At 69.6% G+C, this 18147-nt stretch carries 17 protein-coding genes and 1 pseudogene; 9 read left to right on the top strand and 9 right to left on the bottom strand.

Going from position 1 to position 18147, the window contains the following annotated elements; translation table 11 throughout:
• A pseudogene (locus tag QHF85_RS37505) lies at positions 1-287 on the bottom strand (hypothetical protein); the annotation flags it as partial.
• A gap of 203 nt (positions 288-490) precedes the next feature.
• Here QHF85_RS37505 and QHF85_RS37500 point away from each other — a divergent pair.
• Both QHF85_RS37500 and QHF85_RS37495 read left to right on the top strand, forming a co-directional pair.
• Positions 491-1600: an acyl-CoA dehydrogenase family protein gene (locus tag QHF85_RS37500; RefSeq protein WP_281332219.1), complete on the top strand. Its 1110-nt coding sequence runs from the start codon at positions 491-493 to the stop codon at positions 1598-1600.
• Between the two features lie 133 nt (positions 1601-1733).
• Positions 1734-2882, top strand: a complete 1149-nt coding sequence (locus QHF85_RS37495) for a S41 family peptidase (protein WP_281332218.1) — start codon at positions 1734-1736, stop codon at positions 2880-2882.
• 6 nt (positions 2883-2888) lie between these two features.
• On the opposite strand, the gene QHF85_RS37490 is transcribed toward QHF85_RS37495, so the two are convergent.
• From QHF85_RS37490 to QHF85_RS37480, 3 genes are read right to left on the bottom strand one after another with little or no spacing between them, the layout of a single operon-like run.
• Positions 2889-3251, bottom strand: a complete 363-nt coding sequence (locus tag QHF85_RS37490) for a hypothetical protein (protein WP_281332217.1) — start codon at positions 3249-3251, stop codon at positions 2889-2891.
• 7 nt (positions 3252-3258) lie between these two features.
• Positions 3259-3894 carry a hypothetical protein gene (locus tag QHF85_RS37485; RefSeq protein WP_281332216.1) on the bottom strand — a complete coding sequence of 212 codons (636 nt, stop codon included), beginning with the start codon at positions 3892-3894 and terminating at the stop codon, positions 3259-3261.
• A gap of 38 nt (positions 3895-3932) precedes the next feature.
• Positions 3933-5102, bottom strand: coding sequence for a PAS domain-containing protein (locus tag QHF85_RS37480; RefSeq protein WP_281332215.1), 1170 nt, complete (start codon positions 5100-5102; stop codon positions 3933-3935).
• 163 nt (positions 5103-5265) lie between these two features.
• Here QHF85_RS37480 and QHF85_RS37475 point away from each other — a divergent pair, with 163 nt between their 5' ends.
• The 6 genes from QHF85_RS37475 (at position 5266) to QHF85_RS37450 (ending at position 11120) form a co-directional block, all read left to right on the top strand.
• Complete coding sequence (locus tag QHF85_RS37475; protein ID WP_281332214.1) at positions 5266-5892, top strand: class I SAM-dependent methyltransferase; 627 nt, start codon at positions 5266-5268, stop codon at positions 5890-5892.
• Positions 5893-6018: 126 nt separating this feature from the next.
• On the top strand, positions 6019-6924 hold the full coding sequence (locus QHF85_RS37470; protein WP_281332213.1) for an MBL fold metallo-hydrolase: 906 nt from the start codon (positions 6019-6021) through the stop codon (positions 6922-6924).
• Positions 6925-6955: 31 nt separating this feature from the next.
• Complete coding sequence (locus QHF85_RS37465; RefSeq protein ID WP_281332212.1) at positions 6956-8287, top strand: sigma 54-interacting transcriptional regulator; 1332 nt, start codon at positions 6956-6958, stop codon at positions 8285-8287.
• A 148-nt stretch (positions 8288-8435) separates the two neighbouring features.
• The gene (locus QHF85_RS37460) at positions 8436-8780 is read left to right on the top strand and encodes a rhodanese-like domain-containing protein (protein ID WP_281332211.1); all 345 of its coding nucleotides are present in this window, start codon (positions 8436-8438) and stop codon (positions 8778-8780) included.
• Between the two features lie 4 nt (positions 8781-8784).
• A complete protein-coding gene (locus tag QHF85_RS37455) occupies positions 8785-9621 on the top strand; it encodes a sulfite exporter TauE/SafE family protein (protein WP_281332210.1) in 837 nt (278 codons plus the stop codon).
• Positions 9622-9842: 221 nt separating this feature from the next.
• Positions 9843-11120 carry an FAD-dependent oxidoreductase gene (locus QHF85_RS37450; RefSeq protein ID WP_281332209.1) on the top strand — a complete coding sequence of 426 codons (1278 nt, stop codon included), beginning with the start codon at positions 9843-9845 and terminating at the stop codon, positions 11118-11120.
• On the opposite strand, the gene QHF85_RS37445 is transcribed toward QHF85_RS37450, so the two are convergent.
• From QHF85_RS37445 to QHF85_RS37425, 5 genes are all read right to left on the bottom strand, one after another.
• The gene (locus QHF85_RS37445) at positions 11121-11909 is read right to left on the bottom strand and encodes an HAD-IA family hydrolase (protein WP_281332208.1); all 789 of its coding nucleotides are present in this window, start codon (positions 11907-11909) and stop codon (positions 11121-11123) included.
• A 65-nt stretch (positions 11910-11974) separates the two neighbouring features.
• Positions 11975-13081 (bottom strand): FIST N-terminal domain-containing protein, encoded by a 1107-nt coding sequence (locus QHF85_RS37440; RefSeq protein ID WP_281332207.1) that lies wholly within the window; start codon positions 13079-13081, stop codon positions 11975-11977.
• A gap of 33 nt (positions 13082-13114) precedes the next feature.
• A complete protein-coding gene (locus tag QHF85_RS37435) occupies positions 13115-13372 on the bottom strand; it encodes a hypothetical protein (RefSeq protein WP_281332206.1) in 258 nt (85 codons plus the stop codon).
• Positions 13373-13811: 439 nt separating this feature from the next.
• A complete protein-coding gene (locus QHF85_RS37430) occupies positions 13812-15533 on the bottom strand; it encodes a serine/threonine-protein kinase (protein WP_281332205.1) in 1722 nt (573 codons plus the stop codon).
• A 75-nt stretch (positions 15534-15608) separates the two neighbouring features.
• The gene (locus QHF85_RS37425; protein WP_281332204.1) at positions 15609-17243 is read right to left on the bottom strand and encodes an aldehyde dehydrogenase family protein; all 1635 of its coding nucleotides are present in this window, start codon (positions 17241-17243) and stop codon (positions 15609-15611) included.
• A gap of 444 nt (positions 17244-17687) precedes the next feature.
• On the opposite strand from QHF85_RS37425, the gene QHF85_RS37420 reads away from it, so the two are divergent.
• On the top strand, positions 17688-18131 hold the full coding sequence (locus tag QHF85_RS37420) for a hypothetical protein (protein WP_281332203.1): 444 nt from the start codon (positions 17688-17690) through the stop codon (positions 18129-18131).
• Positions 18132-18147: the final 16 nt, after the last annotated feature.

Below are 18147 nucleotides of genomic sequence, written 5' to 3'. Positions count from 1 at the left end.
CCTTGGCCGGCCTCGCCGCCGCTGCCACCACTGCCGCCGCTGCCGCCTTGGCCCGCGACGCCGCCGCTGCCGCCCTGTCCCGCGACGCCGCCGCTGCCACCACTGCCGCCGCTGCCGCCCTGTCCCGCGACGCCACCACTGCCACCACTGCCGCCACTGCCGCCGCTGCCGCCTTGGCCCGCGACGCCACCACTGCCGCCGCCGCCGCTGCCCTCCGGCGGGTCCGCCGGGCAACCCGCGACGAGGGACGCGATCACCAGGAAGAGCGGCGGGCCGAGCGTTCGCATACGCGATGGGAATTCCGAATGGCACCCCGTGTCAAGCGCAAAGCAACGCACGCGCTCAGGGGTACGGGCTCCCTTTGACGAGGAGCGAGGCGCGGATCATCGGGGACGCGACGTTCCCACGCCGTCACGTCGAGAGATCCGCCTTCCTTGCCATTGGCCGGCAACACCGGTACCGTCAATGCCGGTCGAGGAAGGACGGGCGGATGGAAGCTTTGCAGAAAATCATCAAGGAGATCGTCGGGCCGAGCGCGATCGCCGTGGATGCCGAGGGAAAGTGGCCGAAGTCGGCGATGGAAGCGCTGGGGCAGGCGGGGATCCTCGGCTTGATCTGCGCGCCCGAGGTGGGCGGGCGTGGCGCGGGGCTCGGGGCCGCGGCCGAGGTCGTGGAGGCCGTGTCCGCCGCGTGTGCATCGACGGGAATGGTCCTTTGCATGCATTATTGCGCGACCGCCGTGATCGAGCAGCACGGCCCGCGCGCCACGCGGGAGGCCATCGCCGCGGGCAAACACGTCACCACGCTCGCGTTCTCGGAGGTCGGATCGCGGAGCCATTTCTGGGCCCCCGTCAGCACGGCATCGCCGGACGGCGCCGGCGTGCGGCTCGACGCCAGGAAGAGCTGGGCTACGTCGGCGGGGCACGTCGATTCGTACGTGTGGTCGAGCCGGCCGCTCGCGGCCGAGGGAATGAGCACGTTGTGGCTCGTCCCCGGGCGCGCTCCGGGCCTCGCCGTGCCCGTGCCCTTCGATGGCCTCGGCCTGCGCGGCAATGCGTCGAGCCCCATCATGGCCGAGGGCGTGCGGATCCCGCGCGACGCGATGATCGGGGCCGACGGCGGGGGGTTCGGCATCATGATGGGAATCGCGCTGCCCTATTTCCAGGTCATCAGCGCGAGCGCGTATCTCGGCGTGATGGAGGCCGCGACGCGGAAGGCCTCGGAGCACGTCGCGAAGACGACGCTCTCGACCACGGGGCAATCGCTTGCGCACCTCGGGACGGTGCGGGCGTTCGTGGCGCGGATGCGCATGAAGACGGACATGGTGCGCGCGCTCGTGCGCGACACGGTGGCGGCGATCGAGGCCAGGCGCGAGGACGCAGATCTGCGCGTGCTGGAGGTGAAGGCGGCGGCCGGCGAAATGGCGACCGAGGTGACGGACCTCGCCATGCGCGTCTGCGGCGGGGCCGCGTTCCGCAAGGAGGTGGGGGTGGAGCGGAATTTCCGCGACGCGCGCGCCGCCACCGTGATGTCCCCGACGACGGACCTGCTCTACGATTTCATCGGCAGGGTCGCGACGGGGCTGCCGCTCTTCGATTGAATCGTCCCCGGCGGGCGCCCGCGCGTCGCCACAGCGGGGCGTCGAAATCCTGCTCTCCCGTCACGGGGTGCTCGCGGCAGCGTCACCCGAACGGCGGACGATCGTAGATGCGAACAGAGAAGGAGTTTGGCGCATGCGAAGGATGATGGGGCTCGGGGTTTTTCCACTTTTGTTCGTCGCCGCCTGCGGGGGCTCGGCCGTACCGGCCCAGGCGCCGATCCTCGCGAGCCCTTCGCCGCAGATGGCCGTGGAGGCGGAGCCCGGGCCTCCACGCGGGCCGGACGGTCCGGTGACGCCCGAGGAGCGCAACGCGGCGATCGACGCGCTGCTCCAAAAACTCGATGCGCGGTATGTGTTCCCCGAGAAAGCCAAGCAGGTGCGGGCCGCCGTGGAGGCCCGGCGCAAGCGCGGCGAATACGACAAGCTGGCCACGGGGCACGCGCTGGCCGCGACGCTCACGACGCACGTGAACGAGGTCCTGAAGGACGCGCATTTCCGCGTGGGGTACCGGGCCGAGAAGATCCCCGATGCAGAGCTGCAAACGGAGCCGACGGCGGCGGAGCGCGAGCGGTTCGAGGCGGAGGGGCAGCGGCTGAACGGCGGGTTCGAGCGGGTGGAGCGTTTGCCCGGGAACATCGGATACGTCGAGGTGCGCTCCTTCGCGTTCGTAGGTCGTGGCGTCGAGGCGGCGGCTGCGGCGATGAATTTCCTCGCCGAGACGGACGCGCTCATCGTCGACGTTCGCCGAAATGGCGGGGGCGATCCGGAGCTCGTCGCCGCGCTGTGCAGCTATTTCTTCGAGGGCGCCGTGCACCTCAACGACATCTACGAGCGCCCGAAGAACGAGACGCGGCAATTCTGGACGAGCCCGAGCGTGCCGGGCAAACGATATCTGGGCAAGGACGTCTACGTGCTCACGAGCAAACGGACCGGGTCGGGCGCCGAGGAGTTCGCCTATGACCTCCAGACCCAGAAGCGCGCCGTCATCATCGGCGAAACGACGTGGGGCGGGGCGAACCCGGGGGAGTTCTTGCGCCTCGGCGATCACCTCGCCGCGTTCGTCCCCTCGGGCCGCGCCATCAATCCGATCACGCGGACGAACTGGGAGGGGACAGGCGTCTCGCCCGATATCGCCGTGCCCGCCGAGGACGCGCTCCGGGTGGCGCAGGTCCGCGCGCTGCAGAAGCGGATCGGGGCCATCTCCGAGCCCGAGCTCAAGAAGTCCCTCGAGGAGCGATTGCGCGAGCTCGAGAGCGGCGAGGCCGCGAAGCCTGCGCGGTGAAGTGGATCAGGGCGCGCCGCACGCGAGCCAGTCGGCGAGCTTCATGCGCTCGTCGAGGGACGGATCGTCGGGGCCGGGCGGCATCGAGTCGTTCTCCGCGGCGCTCCGCGCGAAGATGCGCGCCCGGTGCCGCTGGATCTGCGATTTCGTGTCGAAGATGAACTCCCCCGGCGCGCCGAGGCGGTCCGTGGCCGTGGAGGCGTGGCAGCTCTGGCAATGGGCGTTCATGAACGCCGCGCCGAAATTCTCGTAGGTGAGCTCGGTCCCGTCGGGAGGGCAGGCCCAGTCGTCCATGTCCGTGTAGAACAAGCTGCACGCGGCCAGAACGAGGGGAGCCGTAGCGAGCGCGAGGCGGGGCACAGGGCGCATCGAATCCTCAGAACAAGGCGAAATGGGCGCCGAGGTTTGCGCCGACGAACCCATACAGGTTCGGCCCGCTCGAATACCCGAGGTAGGCGCCGACGAGCTCGGGGCCGAGGGCCAGCGTGAATTTCGACCGGCGGACCAGCGTGAAATCGCAGCCGAGGCCAAATTGAACGCCGGCCCGGTGGCGAATGCCGGGGCCAATGCCGAGCACCGCGCCGGCCGGCTCCTCGGCGACCGAGGCCATCGATTCCTCGTGCTGATGGACGAACCCGACGTGGGCCCGCGGATACACGCGCGGCGTCGCTTGCCACCCGGCCCGTACGCCGAGCGATAGAAACGTGAGCAGGCGCTGATCGACGGTGCCATACCCGAGGCGACCCTCGGCGAACGGGGTCACGACGCCGAAGAGCCGCAGGCCGAGCGCGATGCCGCCATACCCGGTGACGTCGGTGCGCCAATCAGTCGTGCCGAGGGCCGAGGAGACGGCCACGAAGAGCTCGCCGCGCGGGGCGGGCTCCGGCGAAGGCGAAGGCGAGGGCGAAGGTTCTTCGGCGCGCGCGAGGGCAGGGGAGCCGAGCAGACCCACGAGGGCCGCGGCGATCCACCACGGACGCCGCGTCCTGGTTCGCTGCACCCTCGCTTCCATGCCCGCGACCCTATCACGATCTCGGCGGCCGTGGCGCGTCAAAGCGTGGCGCTGCGGGGCTTGCTCTCCAGGCGCCGGATGCAGAATGCGAGGCCGTGCCGCAAGGTCCCGTGCGTGGGGATGCCGGACAGGTCCACGCCGAGCGAGATGAGGGTCTGGGCGACGGTCGGCCGGATGCCCGTGAGAATGCCCTCGGCGCCGAGCAGGCGAATGGCGCGGATCATCTGCACGAGGTGGGACGCGGTGGCCGTGTCCACGATCTCCACGCCGGTCAGATCGAGAATGGCGAAGCGGGCGGAGGTGCGGGAGACGGCGCCGAGCAGGTCATCCATGACCCGCGCGGCGCGCCGGCTGTCGACGACGCCAATCATGGGCAACGTGAGCACGTGCTCCCAGACCTGGATGATCGGCGTCTCCAGATCGCGGATCACGGCCTCTTGGCGCTCGATGAGGGCGAGGCGCGCCTCGAGCTCCTCCCGGATGCGCTGGCCCTCGTTCGTGTTTTGCGAGATGCCGAGCACGCCCGCGAAGCCATTGCCAGCGTCGCGGATGGGCAAGTAGAAATTGTCCCAGTGCGACCCCACGATGTGGATGGATTCGCGCCCCGGGGCGCCGTCGAGCGCCGCCCGCATGGCCGGGCTGATGTGGTCGCCGAAGACGTCGAACACGCTCTTGCCGAGGAGCTGCCCCGGCGCGGCCCCGAACGCCGCGAGCGCCTTGCCGTCGTAGAACGTGTAAATGCCCTCCTTGTCCGTGGCCCACGCGATGACGTCGAGGTGATCGAGGAGGGCGCGCAGCACGAGCTCGGAGACGGGTGTTTCCGTGGTCTTCTCTTCCCTGTGCGCATGCGCGGGCGCGTGCGGGGCCTCGGCGAGCGAAAGTGTGGCGAAAATCTCCGGTCGCCCCGGCGCGCGCCAGACCTGCCACGTGAGCGACAGCATTCCGCCGTTCGGCTGCCGCGCGCGGCACGTGAGGCGCGTGGGCGCGCCGTCGTCCGGGATGCGCCCGAGGGCCTGGGTGAGCGCGGACGCGTCCTCCGCGGGCGCGTGTTCCGCGACACGGGCCCCTGGCACGAGTCGTTCGCCGGCGAGCGCGCGGGCGGCTGCATTCATCGCAATCACCTCGCCGTTCGGGCTCAGGATGACGAATGCGCCTGGATATGTGCGAAAGAATGCCTCGAAGGGATGGTCCGCCTGCTCGGTTGCCAAGAGCCCCACCTCCGCCAGCGGACCAAGGTATCAGGAGGCCGGCCCCTCGTCGACGCGCTAGACGCGCGAGCTCGCGTCGAAATTTTGTTTTGGTGGCTCCCGGCGGGCGTCCCGCTTCCGACGAGCGCGCACTCGTGGTACCGACCCGGTCTCCGAGGAGACCATGAGCAAGGACGACATCACCGAGCAGGCCGCGGCCTTCGACGCCATCGGCGAGAAATACGACGAGGTTTTTGCGGACAAGCGCGCGCAGGTGGAGGCGACGCGGTGGCTCGCCGAGCGCCTCGCGCCGGGCGATCGGGTGCTCGACGTGGGGTGCGGCAGTGGCATTCCCACGGCGAAGCTGCTCGCGGAGGCCGGGCTCTCCGTGCACGGGGTCGACATCTCGAAGGAGATGCTGCGGCTCGCGCGGCGCAATGCCCCGGGCGCGACCTTCGAGCAGGTCGACGTGATGAGCTTCTCGCCCGAGCCCGGCTCGTTCGGCGGCGCTGCGGCCTTCTTTTCACTCCTGATGCTGCGGAAGTCGGAGATCCCCGCGGCGCTCGCGAAGATCGGGCGCGCTTTGCGGCCGGGTGGGCACCTCGCGCTCTCGATGGTGGAGGGGGATTTCGACTATGTCGAGCTGCCCTTCCTCGGTCGACCCATTCGCGTGAGCGCATATCCGCAAGCGGAGCTCGATGTCGTGCTCCGGGACGCGGGGATCGAGGTCCTCGCGACGGAGGTGGTGTCGTTCTCCGCGGGTGATCACGTCGAGCGGCAGCTTTATCATCGGTGTCGCTTCCGGGGCTGACCGCTCGCGCCCGCTCGCCCGCGTGTTTCACGTCCTGAAACACGCGCCGCCCGCCCGCTGCCCTGGAACCTGACTCTGGCCGCCTTCCCGTGTTGGCCCGCTCCTTGCTCAGGTAGCTGGGTTGCCATGGTCCACGTCGAGCTCTTCCACGATCCCGCCACCTCCACGCTGACGTACGTGGTGTACGATCCCGATTCGAAGGACGCCGTCGTCATCGACTCGGTGCTCGATTACGATCCCATGTCCTCCACGGTCAGCACGGCCTCGGTCGAGAAGGTCGCGGCGTTCCTCGAAAAGGAAGGTCTCCGGCTGCACTGGGCGCTCGAGACGCACGCCCACGCCGACCATTTGACCGCGTCGCCCTGGCTGAAGAAGCGGTTCGGCGGGCGCACGGCCATCGGCGCGGGGATCCGGGAGGTGCAGGCCATCTTCAAGACCGTGTTCGACATGCCCCCGAGCTTCCGCACCGACGGCAGCCAGTTCGACGTGCTCCTCGAAGACGGCCAGGTCCTCGAAGCCGGCGCGCTGCGCATCGAGACGCTCTCGACGCCCGGCCACACGCCCGGCTGCGTGTCGTACCTCATCGGCGACGTGGTCTTCACCGGGGACGCCCTGTTCATCGAGGATTACGGCACCGGGCGCTGCGATTTTCCGCGCGGATCGGCCGACACGCTTTATACGTCCATTCACGACAAACTTTACGCCCTGCCCGACGAGACGCGCGTCTTCGTGGGCCACGATTACCAGCCCGGCGGCCGCCCGATGCGCGCCGAGACCACGATCGGGCGCTCCAAGCGCGAAAACGTTCATCTCCGCGCCGAGACCACGCGCGGCGACTTCGTGGCGCTCCGCAATGCGCGGGACGCGACGCTCGCGGCGCCCCGATTGCTCTGGCACAGCGTGCAGGTGAACATCGACGCCGGACGTCTGCCCGCCGAGCACGACAACGGCGTCCGCTACCTCCGCATCCCCCTGAACCTCAGGAAGCCCGTGGACGACGACGGGGCGCGGAGGGACGCGCGGACAAGCTGAAACACGCGTTGCAACATGATACGTTGCGGGCGTGCCCCGCAAACCTCCCGCCCCATCGACCGAGGACGTGATCGCGAGCGCCCTCGAGGCCGCCTCGGGCGCGGCGCTCGTCCTCGACGAGGAGCTTCGGATCGTCCTGTCCACGCCGGCCGCGGCGGAGCTGCTCGGGGTCGAGATCCCGCCGCACGTGTCGGCGCCGAAGCTTCTCTGCGGTGAGAGCGAACGGCGCCCCGTGGCCGAGGCGCTCGCGGAGGGGCGGCCGGTGCGGGCCATTCTCCCGCCGCGCGGGCCCGGACGGCGCCTCGTGCGCGTGCGCTCGTTGCCCGTGACCCGCGGGCGCGCCCGGGTGGGCACGCTCCTCTTGCTCGACGACGCGGGCGAGTCCTTCGAGGAGGGCGAGGTCCTGTTTCACGGCATGTGGACGCAGGACCCGGCGATGAAAGCGATGTTTCGCGTGCTCGAGCGGGTCGCGGGTGACGACGTGACGGTGCTCGTGCGCGGCGAGACGGGCGCGGGCAAGGAGCTCGTCGCGGGCGCCATTCACGCGCTCTCGGGACGGCGCAAGGGGCCGTTTCGGGCCATCAATTGCGCGGCCTTGCCGTCGCACCTCCTCGAAAGCGAGCTCTTCGGGCACGCGCGCGGGGCCTTCACCGGCGCGGTCCGCGATACACCCGGGCACGTGCAGCTCGCGCATCGCGGCACGTTGTTTCTCGACGAGATCGCGGAGATGCCGCTCGAGCTCCAGGCGAAGCTCCTCCGCGTGGTCGAGACGCGCTCCGTGTTTCCCGTGGGCGCGCGCGAGCCCGTCCCCGTCGACGTGCGTTTCGTCTCGGCCACGCACCGCGCCTTGCGGAAAGAGGTCGAGGCGGGCCGTTTCCGCGCGGATCTCATGTATCGATTGCGGGTCATCCCGGTCTTCATCCCCTCCTTGCGCGAGAGGCCCGACGACATCCCGCTCCTCGTCGAGAAATTCATGATGCTCCGGAACGAGAGCAGCCGGCGGCGGATCGATCGGGTCTCTCCGGCGGCCATGACCATTCTCCGGCGGTATTCGTGGCCCGGCAATGTGCGCGAGCTGAAGAACGTGCTCGCGTATGCGTATGCGATGGGCGACGGCTCGACGCTCGTGCCCGCGGATTTGCCGCCCGAGCTGGTCGACCCGAACGTCGCCGGTGCCGAGCAGATCGCGCCGTCCGACGCGCCCGAGGCGGGCGCCGAGCACCCGAACCCCGAGGCGCGCCGGATCCAGGAGGTGCTCGTTCGCACCCGAGGCAATCGCCAGCGCGCCGCGCAGATCCTCGGCATGAGCCGCGTGACCTTGTGGCGGAGGATGCGCGAGCTCGGCCTCGCCGGGCAGGGCTGAACGATGTTGCAACACGCGCCACGGCGTGTTGCACGATGTTTCAAAGAGCGGGCGCGGGCGCCGAACAAAGGAGGGTTTTGCTTGGGATCCGCGTGAAACGGACCGTGGCACCTCCTTTGCAGCTCGCGGCGCGCGAGGAGAGAGCCCCATGCGCACGCTGTTCGAGACGTCCACCCCGAACCCCGCCGGTTATCGCGATGTCGCGCCGAGGGACGTCGCCGCGGCGAGCTCCGGCGCGCGGCTGATCGACGTCCGTGAGCCTTCCGAGCTCGTCGGCGATCTCGGCCACGTGGCTGGCGTGGAGAACGTCCCGCTCGCGCGATTGGACGAGGCGGCCCTCCGCAAGGACGAACCCCTCGTCCTCGTGTGTCGCTCCGGGCGCCGCTCGGGCCAGGCCGCGGCGGCGCTCTCGGTCGCGGGGTATTCATGTGTCATGAACATGGCCGGTGGCATGATCGCCTGGAACGAGGCGGGCCTGCCGGTCGAGCGCTGAGGGGATGGATATGCTCGTCCTCGGCGCCACGCTCGCGCTCGTGATCGGTGTCGTCCTCGGCATGCTCGGCGGCGGGGGAGCCATTCTCACGTTGCCCATGCTCGTGTATGTGCTCGACGTCGAGCCGCGGGCCGCCATTGCGACCTCGCTCTTCGTCGTCGGCGTGACCGCGCTCGTGAGCCTCTTCTTTCACGCGCGGCGCGGCCACGTTCGTTATCGGGTCGGCGCGCTGTTCGGCGCCGCGGCGATGGTCGGGGCCTTCGCGGGCGGGCGGCTCGCGCATTTCGTCCCCGAGGAAGTCCTCCTCGTCGTGTTCGGCGCGACGATGGTCGTGACGGCCATCTTCATGCTGCGTGGGCGCGGCGAGGCCCCCGCGGATCGGCGCGAGCTGCGCGTGGAGCGCGCGCTTTTGCTCGGCTTTGCCGTGGGGTGTTTCGCGGGGCTCGTCGGCGCGGGCGGCGGCTTTCTCATCGTCCCCGCGCTCGTCCTTTTCGGCGGGCTCGCCATGCGTGAGGCCGTCGCGACGTCGCTGTTCGTCATCACGCTGCAATCGTTCGCCGGATTCGCGGGGCACGCGGCGCACGCGCACCTCGATCCGGTCCTCGTCGCGAGCGTCACCGCGTGCGCCGCCCTCGGCAGCGTGGCGGGCGCGCTCCTCGGAAAGCGTGTTTCGCCGGAGAACCTGCGCCGCGTGTTCGCGTGGCTCGTCGTGGCGATGGGGCTCTTCATGCTCGGAAAGCAGCTCCCGCTGCCGCTGCTCGTCCTCGTGGCCGCGCTCGCGCTCGGCGTGATCACGCGCCCCTGGGCCGCCGGATTGCCCGGTCGTCCCGCCGAAAGGTAAAACCCAAGGCCACCACGGTCCTCGTGGTTTGCCGCATTTCCGCCGGGGGCGTCCCGTCCCGCGTGCTGAAACACCGTGAAACATCCTTGAAACGCGCCTGGAACATGACCGTGCGCCCGTCCGCGGGCGCCCGCTCACTTTGGCGCTGGCGCGTGGAGCGCGGGATGGCATCTTGCTTGCTTGGTCCCGGACGAACCGAACCTTCTGGAAGAGGAAACGAGATGGCCACGACGACGACCGCACCGATCTCCCCGAAAGCAAGCCTTCCGCGATCGGAGCCCGCCGCGAGCCCGGAGCTCGGGCGCGCGCGCGTCGTGATCATCGGCGGCGGCACGGCCGGCATCTCCGTGGCCGCGCGGCTCGCGCGCGCCGGCATCGAGGACGTCGCGATCGTCGAGCCCTCCGAAAAACACTACTACCAGCCCCTCTGGACGCTCGTCGGCGCGGGCATCGTGAGCGCGGAACAATCGGAGCGCGACGAGGCCGCCCTCATCCCCGAGCGCGCCCGCTGGATCAAGGACTTCGCCGAGGAGATCGATCCGGTGGCGCAGACGGTGGGCGTCCGCGGCGGCGGGCGCATCGGCTACGATTTCCTGGTCGTCGCGCCGGGCATCCAGCTCGACTGGGACGCCGTGCCCGGTCTGCGCGAGGCGCTGAAGACCGAGAGCGTGTCGAGCAATTACGATTTCCGCCTCGCGCCGAAGACGTGGCGCCTCATCGAGTCGTTCCACGGCGGGACGGCGCTTTTCACGCACCCCGCGGGGCCGATCAAATGCGCAGGCGCGCCGCAAAAGATCACCTACCTCGCCTGCGATCACTGGCGCAAGACGGGCGTGCTCGATCGGTCGAGCGTGGTCCTCGGCTCGGGGCAAAAGGCGATCTTCGGGGTCGCGGAGTACCGCGCCGTGCTCGAGCAGGTCGTCGAGCGGTACGGCATCCAGACGAAATTCGAGCGCAACCTGGTCGAGGTGCATCCGGACCGGAAGGAGGCGGTCTTCGCCGTCATGGGGAATGCGGCCGGCGCGCGGGAGACGGTTCGATACGACATGATGCACGTCGTGCCGCCGCAAAGCGCGCCCGATTTCATCAAGCGGAGCCCGATCGCGCACAAGGACGGCCCGAACAAGGGCTGGGCGAAGGCCGACAAGCACACGATGCAGAACCCCGATTACCCGAACGTCTTCGCGCTCGGGGACGCCTCGGAGCTGCCGACCTCGCGCACGGGCGCGGCCATCCGCAAGGAGGCGCCAGTCCTCGTGGAGAACCTGCTCGCCGTCATGAACGGCAAGGAGCCTCTGGCGAAGTACGACGGTTATGCCTCGTGCCCGCTCGTCACGTCGTACGACACGATGCTGCTCGCCGAGTTCGATTACAGCGGCAAACCCACGCCGTCGATCCCGCTCATCGACACGATGAAGGAGCGGTACGACATGTACCTGCTGAAGCGGTACGGGCTGCCCTGGATGTACTGGAACCTGATGCTGCGTGGTCTTTCCTGATCACGCCGCCTTCCTGATGCGCGCGAGCGTCCCCCGCGCGAGCGCGTCCCGGTCCACCTCGTCGAGCGACTCCACCACGAGGTCCGCCCCCGCCGCCCGCAAGAGCTCGGCATCGCCGAGCCGCGCCACCCCGAGCGCCCGCATCCCGCCCGCCTTCGCCGCCTGAACCCCCGACGACGCGTCCTCGACCACGAGCGCTGCCTCGGGCCGCACGCCGAGCCCCGCCGCGGCCCCGAGGAAGATGTCCGGGTACGGTTTGCCCCGGGGGAACGTCCGTCCGCAGACGTTCGCGTCGAAGAGGTCGATGAGCGTCGTGCCCGGCTCTTTGCCGAGCGGATCCGGACGAATGCCCGGCATGGGCTCGGGCACGACGATCCGCGCGAGTAGCTCGTTCGCGTTCTTCGACGACGACGCGACCGCCATCGGCAAGCCCATGTCGCGCACGGCGAGCACGAACCGCAGCGCGTCGGGGAAGGCCTGGAACGCGCCTTCCTCGATGAGCTTCAGGATCTTCGCCTGCTTCGCCGCGCCGTACTCCGCAGCGCGCGCGGCGGCGCTCGGAACGCCGAAGTATTCGAGCGCCGCGCGCGCCCCGTCCTCGCGAGGTTTGCCCGCGACGAGCTCCTGGTAAACCGCCGTGGTGAACCGCTCGGGCGTGTACCGCGACTGCGCCGCGAGGTCGCTCCACGGGCCGCGCATGAGCTCCTCCAAAGTCTCCCGCCAGGCTCGCTCGTGCGGCGAATCGACGAGCACGCCATCCACGTCGAAGAGGATCCCCGCGAACGCCATGCGGAGGCAGATGGAGCCCCGACAGGCAGCCCGGAAGCCCCACGGCGAGCTCGTCCGAGAGGCGATCAGCCGAGCAGGAGCATCGTGGCCGTCTGGTTCACGTGACCGACGAACTGCTCGCCGTACGTGCTGAACCCGACCGTCGGGACACCCTCGAAGAGAGCGCCATACGGCTCGACGAGGCCCCGCGTCTCGATCTCGAGCGTGCGCAAGACGCAGTCGAAGTCGACGAGCGCCGACGCGCCACCGAGCTCCTCGCGGGCCGTCGCGAGCGCGCGGCGCGTGTCCTCCACGATGTCACTCGCTTCGAGCACGGTGAGGACCGTGCCCTCGGGGACGTTGCAGTAAAAGACGACGCTCTCGCCGCGGAGCTGCTGCGGGCTGCGCACGAAAGGTTCGTCGCCGACCATCAAGCCGAGCGGGTGGCGCTGGAAGTGATCCGCGAGCTCGTCCGCCGAGATCCCGAGCACCTCGGCGTACCGCGCCGCCGCAGGTTTGCCGTCGAACGCATGCACGACGCGCGTCGCCTCGTCGCAAGCCGTGACGCGAAGCGTGCGATCGAGGGGGCGAAAGCTCTGCGTCTTGAGCGCGCGGAACGGCACGGCAGGCTCGAGCAGGAGCAGGACCGCAGCGTTCGTGTACGCCGTGCCATCCTTCGCGACCCACGTGGAAGCGAAGGCGAGGTCATCGCCAGCCGAGCCGCCGAGGATCGGGATGTCGGTGAGGTCGCCGAGCCGATCCATGAGGCGATCCTCGGCCATGCAGAGGCCGTCGACGAGCAGGAGGCCCACGTGGCGCGAGGGATCCAAGCTCGCGAGGGGACGGCCAAAGTGCGCCTCGAGCGGCGCGAGCGCGTCCTTCACGTCCGCACGCCCGCGGAGGTTTTCGATCACGGCAACAGCCGCATCCCGCACGACCTCGGCGCCGAGCGCCATCGCAACGACCGAGCCCTTGCGCCAAGCGCGTCCCTCGCGCTCCCCAGCCGTCGTGCAACCAACCACGAGCGCGCCCGGAAACGCACGCTGCATCGCCTCGGCGAGCGCGCGTGGATCGCGGCGGCCACCCGCGAAGTACAAGACCACGACAGGCTCGACCGAGGCGAGCTCCGCGCGCATCCGGCGCGCAACGTCGTCTGCGCCGATCTCGGTCGCATGAGCAGTTCGAACGGGCACGTTGACAATCCTCCCTGCGCGCTCTCGACGATGCTAGCGATGCGAGCCCGAGGACGGCGGCGGTCGCCACGACACACCCGCGCCCGGTCCAGGCAAATCAACACCGAGCTCACGCGCGAGGGCCTCGAGCTTGCGCAGGACCTCAGGATCGTCAGAGGAAGTGTCCGTGTGCTTCGAAGGATCGATGCCCTTCAGCATGAGCTTCGCGCGGACGAACCCCGCCATCGTCGGGTTGCCCCGCGAGCGATGAGCGACGATGGCGTCGATGATCTGCTTGACCTTCCCCGACATGCTCTCGCAGGCTCCCGCGCCTGAAATCGCAGCGCGATCTCGCGCCTCAGACCCATCATCGCACAAACGTTACGTCACCCCCAACAGCTCTCTCTCGTCGCAGGCCGCCGCGCCGGGGCGCTGCCCCGGACCCCGCGGGGGCTATCCGCCCCTCGACCCGGACCAGGGCCAGCCCTGGACCTTTCGTGGAAGAACTGCGCGATGCGCAGTTCTTCCAACAGGCCGTCGCTGGTACCACGTCGCCCGTTGAACCGTCAGCGCGGCTGTCTTGGCTGGCAGGATCGGTTGCGGTCTTGACCCTGGCCCGTTCGATGAACTGCGCATCGCGCAGTTCATCGACCCCGAGTCCAGCGCTTGCGCTGGTCCGGGTGCAGGGGTGGACAACCCCTGCTGGGGCCTGGGGCAAAGCCCCAGCGAAACGGCCTCCCGATGCGACGCGCTACGCCGGTGCAGCCGCCACGGGCGCGCTCCCGGCGAGCTCTGCGAAGAACGGCGCCAGATCTGCGCGGCCTCGGAGCGGCGCGCAGATTCGCCCTGAGGAGCGCAAGAGCTCGAACTCGAGCTTCTCGGCGCGCCGGCCGACGTCTGCGAGGGCGAGGAAGTGCTTCGCTTTGCGATCCTCCATCGCCCGATCCGCGATCACCAGGCTGTGCCGGAGCTCTCGGATTTGCTGGTCTACTTCGGCCACGGCGCGCTCTTTCTCGACGGCTGCTGCCTCGACTTCGAGCTCGGCGTGGCGCGCGTTTGTCCAGAGGTCCACGAGATCGGCGAGTGCGCGGTAGGCGGCTGCGAGCTCGCGGTAGGGCTCGCGGAAGCCGCTCCGGCCCTCCCAGAAGACGACCTCTCGGTGCGCCTCGCGCACGCGTGGTGCGAGGGACCTTGCGGCCCCGGCGAGCGGCGCGATGCCGGCTCGTGTCGCGCGTGCTTCCTCACGTGTCCGCGAGATGTCCACGGTGAGCCGATCCATGGCTTTGCCCTGGCGGAAGCGGCCTTCCTTCCACTCGCGGTGGATCGTGTCGAGTGCGCGTTGCTCCTCGAGCCCGCGGGTCCGGAGCTCTGCGAGCTCCTTCACGTGGGCCTTCATCTGTTCGAGCGTGCGCGCGACTTCGACGGGCAAGGCGCCGCCGTAGGTCTTGCTGACGAGGCGCTCGACGATCTCGACGCGCGTGCTCCAGCGCTGCGCTGCGGCGGACGAGGGGCGCGGCGGCGCGAGGGGGGCCGCGTCGAGATCGGGCGGCATGGGGACCTGCGCGGCTTCGCTGACTTCCTGGAGCGCTGCGAGGACACGGTGGGCGTCGACGGGCCGGCCGTCGGGCACCTTCGACATCAGGTCGTAGACCAGGTGATCGAGCGCGGGCGGCGCGTCGGGCAGGTGCTCGGCGAGGCGCGGCGGCGGCTCCAGCATGTGCTTGTTCAGGATCTGCGCGGGGCTCGGCGCGTCGAAGGGCAGACGCTGCGTGAGCATCTCGAAGACGATCACGCCGAGCGCGTAGAGATCGGCTGGCGGGCCTGCGTCCGAGGACGTCGCGCGCTCGGGCGCCATGTACTCGGGTGTGCCGAAGACCTCGCCTGCGTTCGTCAGGCGCACGTCTTGCGCGCAGCGCGCGATGCCGAAGTCGAGGAGTTTGACGCGGTCACCCCGGAGCAAGAAGACGTTCTCCGGCTTGAGGTCGCGATGGATGACCTCGAAGTCGTGGGCGCGGGCGAGCGCGCGGGTCATCTGGATGGCGATCGGCAGCGCGCGCGAGAGCGGCACGGGGCCGGCTGCGATGATCTCCGAGAGGCTCTCGCCTTCGAGCAGCTCCATCACGAGGAAGGGCGTGCCGTCCTCTGCGTCGCCGTGGTCGAAGATCTCGATGATGTTCGGGTGCGCGAGACGCTGGGCGAGCTTCGCCTCGCGGTTGAAGCGCTCGCGCGTCGTGTGGTCCGAGGCGAGCTGCGGGTTCAGGAGCTTCACCGCGCAGGGCCGGTCGGTGAGCAGGAAGCGCGCGCGGTACACGGAGGCCATGCCGCCGATGCCGATGAGCTCGTCGAGCACGTACCTGCCCGCGACGGTGCTGCCGAGCCATGGATCCCGGAGCACGACGAGCGTCGAGCCGTCGGCGAAGCAAGTGTTGCTCTCGCTCGGATAGCGGAGGCTGCACGTGGGACAGGACTTCATGCGCGGCGCAGGGCAGGGCGGGGGCGGGGGCGTAGGGCGGCCGGTCCCATCCACCGCCCCCCGAGTGCCACCTGATTACAGGATCTCGCCAATGCGCTGCAAGAGTCCGCCGCCAGAGAAGAGCGCCCGGAGCCCTTTGCGGAACCAGCCATAACTTTGGGCCGTGTAGGGGAACCAGAGCGGGTCCTTGCTGCCCGTGCCGACACGCTCGACGCTGACGTTCTTGATGTTGCACATCTCGCGCAGCCCTTCCTCGCCCATGGCACGGCCGAAGCCGCTTGCCTTGATGCCGCCGAAGGGCGTGTCGGGCGTGCCACCGTTCGTCAGCACGTCGTTCACGAGCACGCTGCCCGCCTCGACGCGCTCGGCGAGACGCGTCGCGTGATCACGGTCGCGCGAGAAGACGTATGCGTTCAAACCGAGGTGCGAGTCGTTCGCGAGGCGTAGGGCCTCCTCCTCGGTCGAGACGCGCATGAACGGCACGATCGGCCCGAAGATCTCCTCGGTCATCACGGTCATCTGGTGGTTGCAGCCGTCGATCACGGTCGGCTCGAAGAACTGCCCCGGCCCCTCGCGCCGCTTGCCGCCTGCGCGCACCGTGGCGCCCTTCTGCACCGCGTCCGCGATGTGCTTCTCGGCCACGTCGATCTGGTGCGGGAAGATGATCGCGCCGACGTCGACGAACTCGGCGCTCGGATCGCCCTGGCGCAGCTCCTTCGTCAGCTCGACGACGCGATCGAGCAGCTTGTCGTGCACCTCGCGGTGTGCGTAGACGCGCTCGACGGAGACGCAGACCTGGCCCGCGTTCGAGAAGCCGCCGAACACGATGGCGCGCGCGGTGCGCTCGACGTCGGCGTCCGCGCAGGCGATGAGCGGCGCCTTGCCGCCGAGCTCCATCACGCACGGGATGAGCCGCTCGCCACACGCGGCGGCGACCCTGCGGCCCGTGGCGACGCTGCCCGTGAGGATCACGAAATCGGGCTGGGACTCGATCAGCGCCGCGCCCGTCGGGCCGAAGCCGGGGACGACCTGCAGGAGATCCTCGGGCAGGCCTGCGCTGTCCCAGACCTCCTTGGCCTTCAGCGCGATGAGCGGCGTGACCTCGCTTGGCTTGATCACGACGGCGTTGCCCGCGAGCAGCGCGATGATCGCGTCGCGGAGCGGGAGCTGGAACGGGTAGTTCCAGGGCGAGATCACGGCCACGACGCCGCGGGGCTTGTAGTGGATGAAGCTCCGGCGGTGCTTCATCAGGTGCAGCTTGACCTCGTGCGGCGCGAGCACGCGCGGCGCGGCCTTGGCGAAGAAGGTCGCGAGGTCGGCGGCGACCATCACCTCGTGGAGCAGGGCCTCGTGGCGGGGTTTTCCGCACTCGCGCACGAGGAGGTCCACGATCTCGTCGACGCGGTCGACGATGGCGTCGCGGAAGCGGAGCACGCGCTCGCAGCGCTCCTCGACGGGCAACGCGCCCCAGGCCTCCTGCGCGCGCCGCGCTCGCTCGACGGCGCGCTTGACCTCGTCGGCGGAGGTGACCTTCACCTCGCCGAGGAGCTCGCCCGTGGCGGGCGCGTAGCTCCGGATCTTCGTCGCCGCGTGTCCATTGGCGCCCGGACCGCTCCCCGCAACGCTCCCCGCTCCTCGGTCCATCACCACCTGGCCCATTTCATCCTCCATCCATCGCAGGAAAGCCGAGCGATCGGCCCGGCGCATCATGCTCGTCCGCGCATCCGCGCGGGCTCTCCGCCGGCACGGTCGTCGGAGAACGTAGCCAAAGGGGCGCCGTGCTTCAATCGGAGAACTCGCGCCTCGGACGGCGCCCGAGCGGCTGTCCGGAACGAAGGCGCCCGCGGGCAGGGGCGTCCCTGGCGCCGGGCAGCATTCCGACGCCCGCCCGGAGGTCGACGCCTCGGTGGATATCCGCGTGACCATTTCCCCTTTGCGCAATACCGATTTTCGCCCTCGCGTCCATCCCGGAAGGCCTTGCAGGGCGAGGGATTGTCCGGAACAAAGGATCCCGCGGGCCGTCCGGAGCAGGGAGGCGCCCCCCCGGCGGTTGTCCGAAACGCGCCTCTCGGGCATCCGGCGGCCACCTGATTTCGTGGAGGTGTCTTGCGTTCGAGGGCGCCGATCCGAATACCCAATGGCGGGGGAAGGAACATGAAACAGATGCTTCGCACGATCGGGGCGGTTCTTTGGCTCGCGGGGACGGCGCTGCCGCTCATGCCGAGGACGGCGCACGCGATGGAGGGGCTCTCGATCGAGATGGGCCTGAAGGCCCAGTTCCTGAATGGAGCGCTGCTCGGCATTCCGGTCGTGTACACGTGCCCCGAGGGCAGCACGTCCCCGAGCATTTTCGTGGAGCTTCATCAGGCGTCCGGGAACGAGGTCATAAGCGGGTTCGCCCTGGAAGACGCACTCGAATGCGACGGGGAACCGATGGAGACGCTGATTTTCGTGGTGCCGAACAGCTCGTCCGCCTTCCGCCGCAGCAAGGACGTCGTCGTCGACCTGAGCATTTCGGCCTGCGACGAGCTCACGCTCACCTGCGGAGATGTGTCCGCCGGGCCGGTGACGCTCTCGCTTCAGCGCGCGGGGGCGTGACGCGTTAGGTTTTTCA

The sequence above is a fragment of the Polyangium sp. 6x1 genome (genome assembly GCF_029946515.1).
Classification (GTDB): domain Bacteria; phylum Myxococcota_A; class Polyangia; order Polyangiales; family Polyangiaceae; genus Polyangium.
The sequence above is the reverse complement of the archived record's forward strand: the minus strand, read 5'-3'. Positions and strand labels throughout refer to the sequence as shown.

Coding starts and splice junctions, on each gene's coding strand:
- QHF85_RS37445 (WP_281332208.1), bottom strand. CDS start 11,909: ATGGCGTTCGCGGGGATCCTCTTCGACGTGGATGGCGTGCTCGTCGAT.
- QHF85_RS37455 (WP_281332210.1), top strand. CDS start 8,785: ATGGATATGCTCGTCCTCGGCGCCACGCTCGCGCTCGTGATCGGTGTC.
- QHF85_RS37420 (WP_281332203.1), top strand. CDS start 17,688: ATGAAACAGATGCTTCGCACGATCGGGGCGGTTCTTTGGCTCGCGGGG.
- QHF85_RS37495 (WP_281332218.1), top strand. CDS start 1,734: ATGCGAAGGATGATGGGGCTCGGGGTTTTTCCACTTTTGTTCGTCGCC.
- QHF85_RS37435 (WP_281332206.1), bottom strand. CDS start 13,372: ATGTCGGGGAAGGTCAAGCAGATCATCGACGCCATCGTCGCTCATCGC.
- QHF85_RS37460 (WP_281332211.1), top strand. CDS start 8,436: ATGCGCACGCTGTTCGAGACGTCCACCCCGAACCCCGCCGGTTATCGC.
- QHF85_RS37430 (WP_281332205.1), bottom strand. CDS start 15,533: ATGAAGTCCTGTCCCACGTGCAGCCTCCGCTATCCGAGCGAGAGCAAC.
- QHF85_RS37450 (WP_281332209.1), top strand. CDS start 9,843: ATGGCCACGACGACGACCGCACCGATCTCCCCGAAAGCAAGCCTTCCG.
- QHF85_RS37500 (WP_281332219.1), top strand. CDS start 491: ATGGAAGCTTTGCAGAAAATCATCAAGGAGATCGTCGGGCCGAGCGCG.
- QHF85_RS37485 (WP_281332216.1), bottom strand. CDS start 3,894: ATGGAAGCGAGGGTGCAGCGAACCAGGACGCGGCGTCCGTGGTGGATC.
- QHF85_RS37490 (WP_281332217.1), bottom strand. CDS start 3,251: ATGCGCCCTGTGCCCCGCCTCGCGCTCGCTACGGCTCCCCTCGTTCTG.
- QHF85_RS37425 (WP_281332204.1), bottom strand. CDS start 17,243: ATGATGCGCCGGGCCGATCGCTCGGCTTTCCTGCGATGGATGGAGGAT.
- QHF85_RS37470 (WP_281332213.1), top strand. CDS start 6,019: ATGGTCCACGTCGAGCTCTTCCACGATCCCGCCACCTCCACGCTGACG.
- QHF85_RS37475 (WP_281332214.1), top strand. CDS start 5,266: ATGAGCAAGGACGACATCACCGAGCAGGCCGCGGCCTTCGACGCCATC.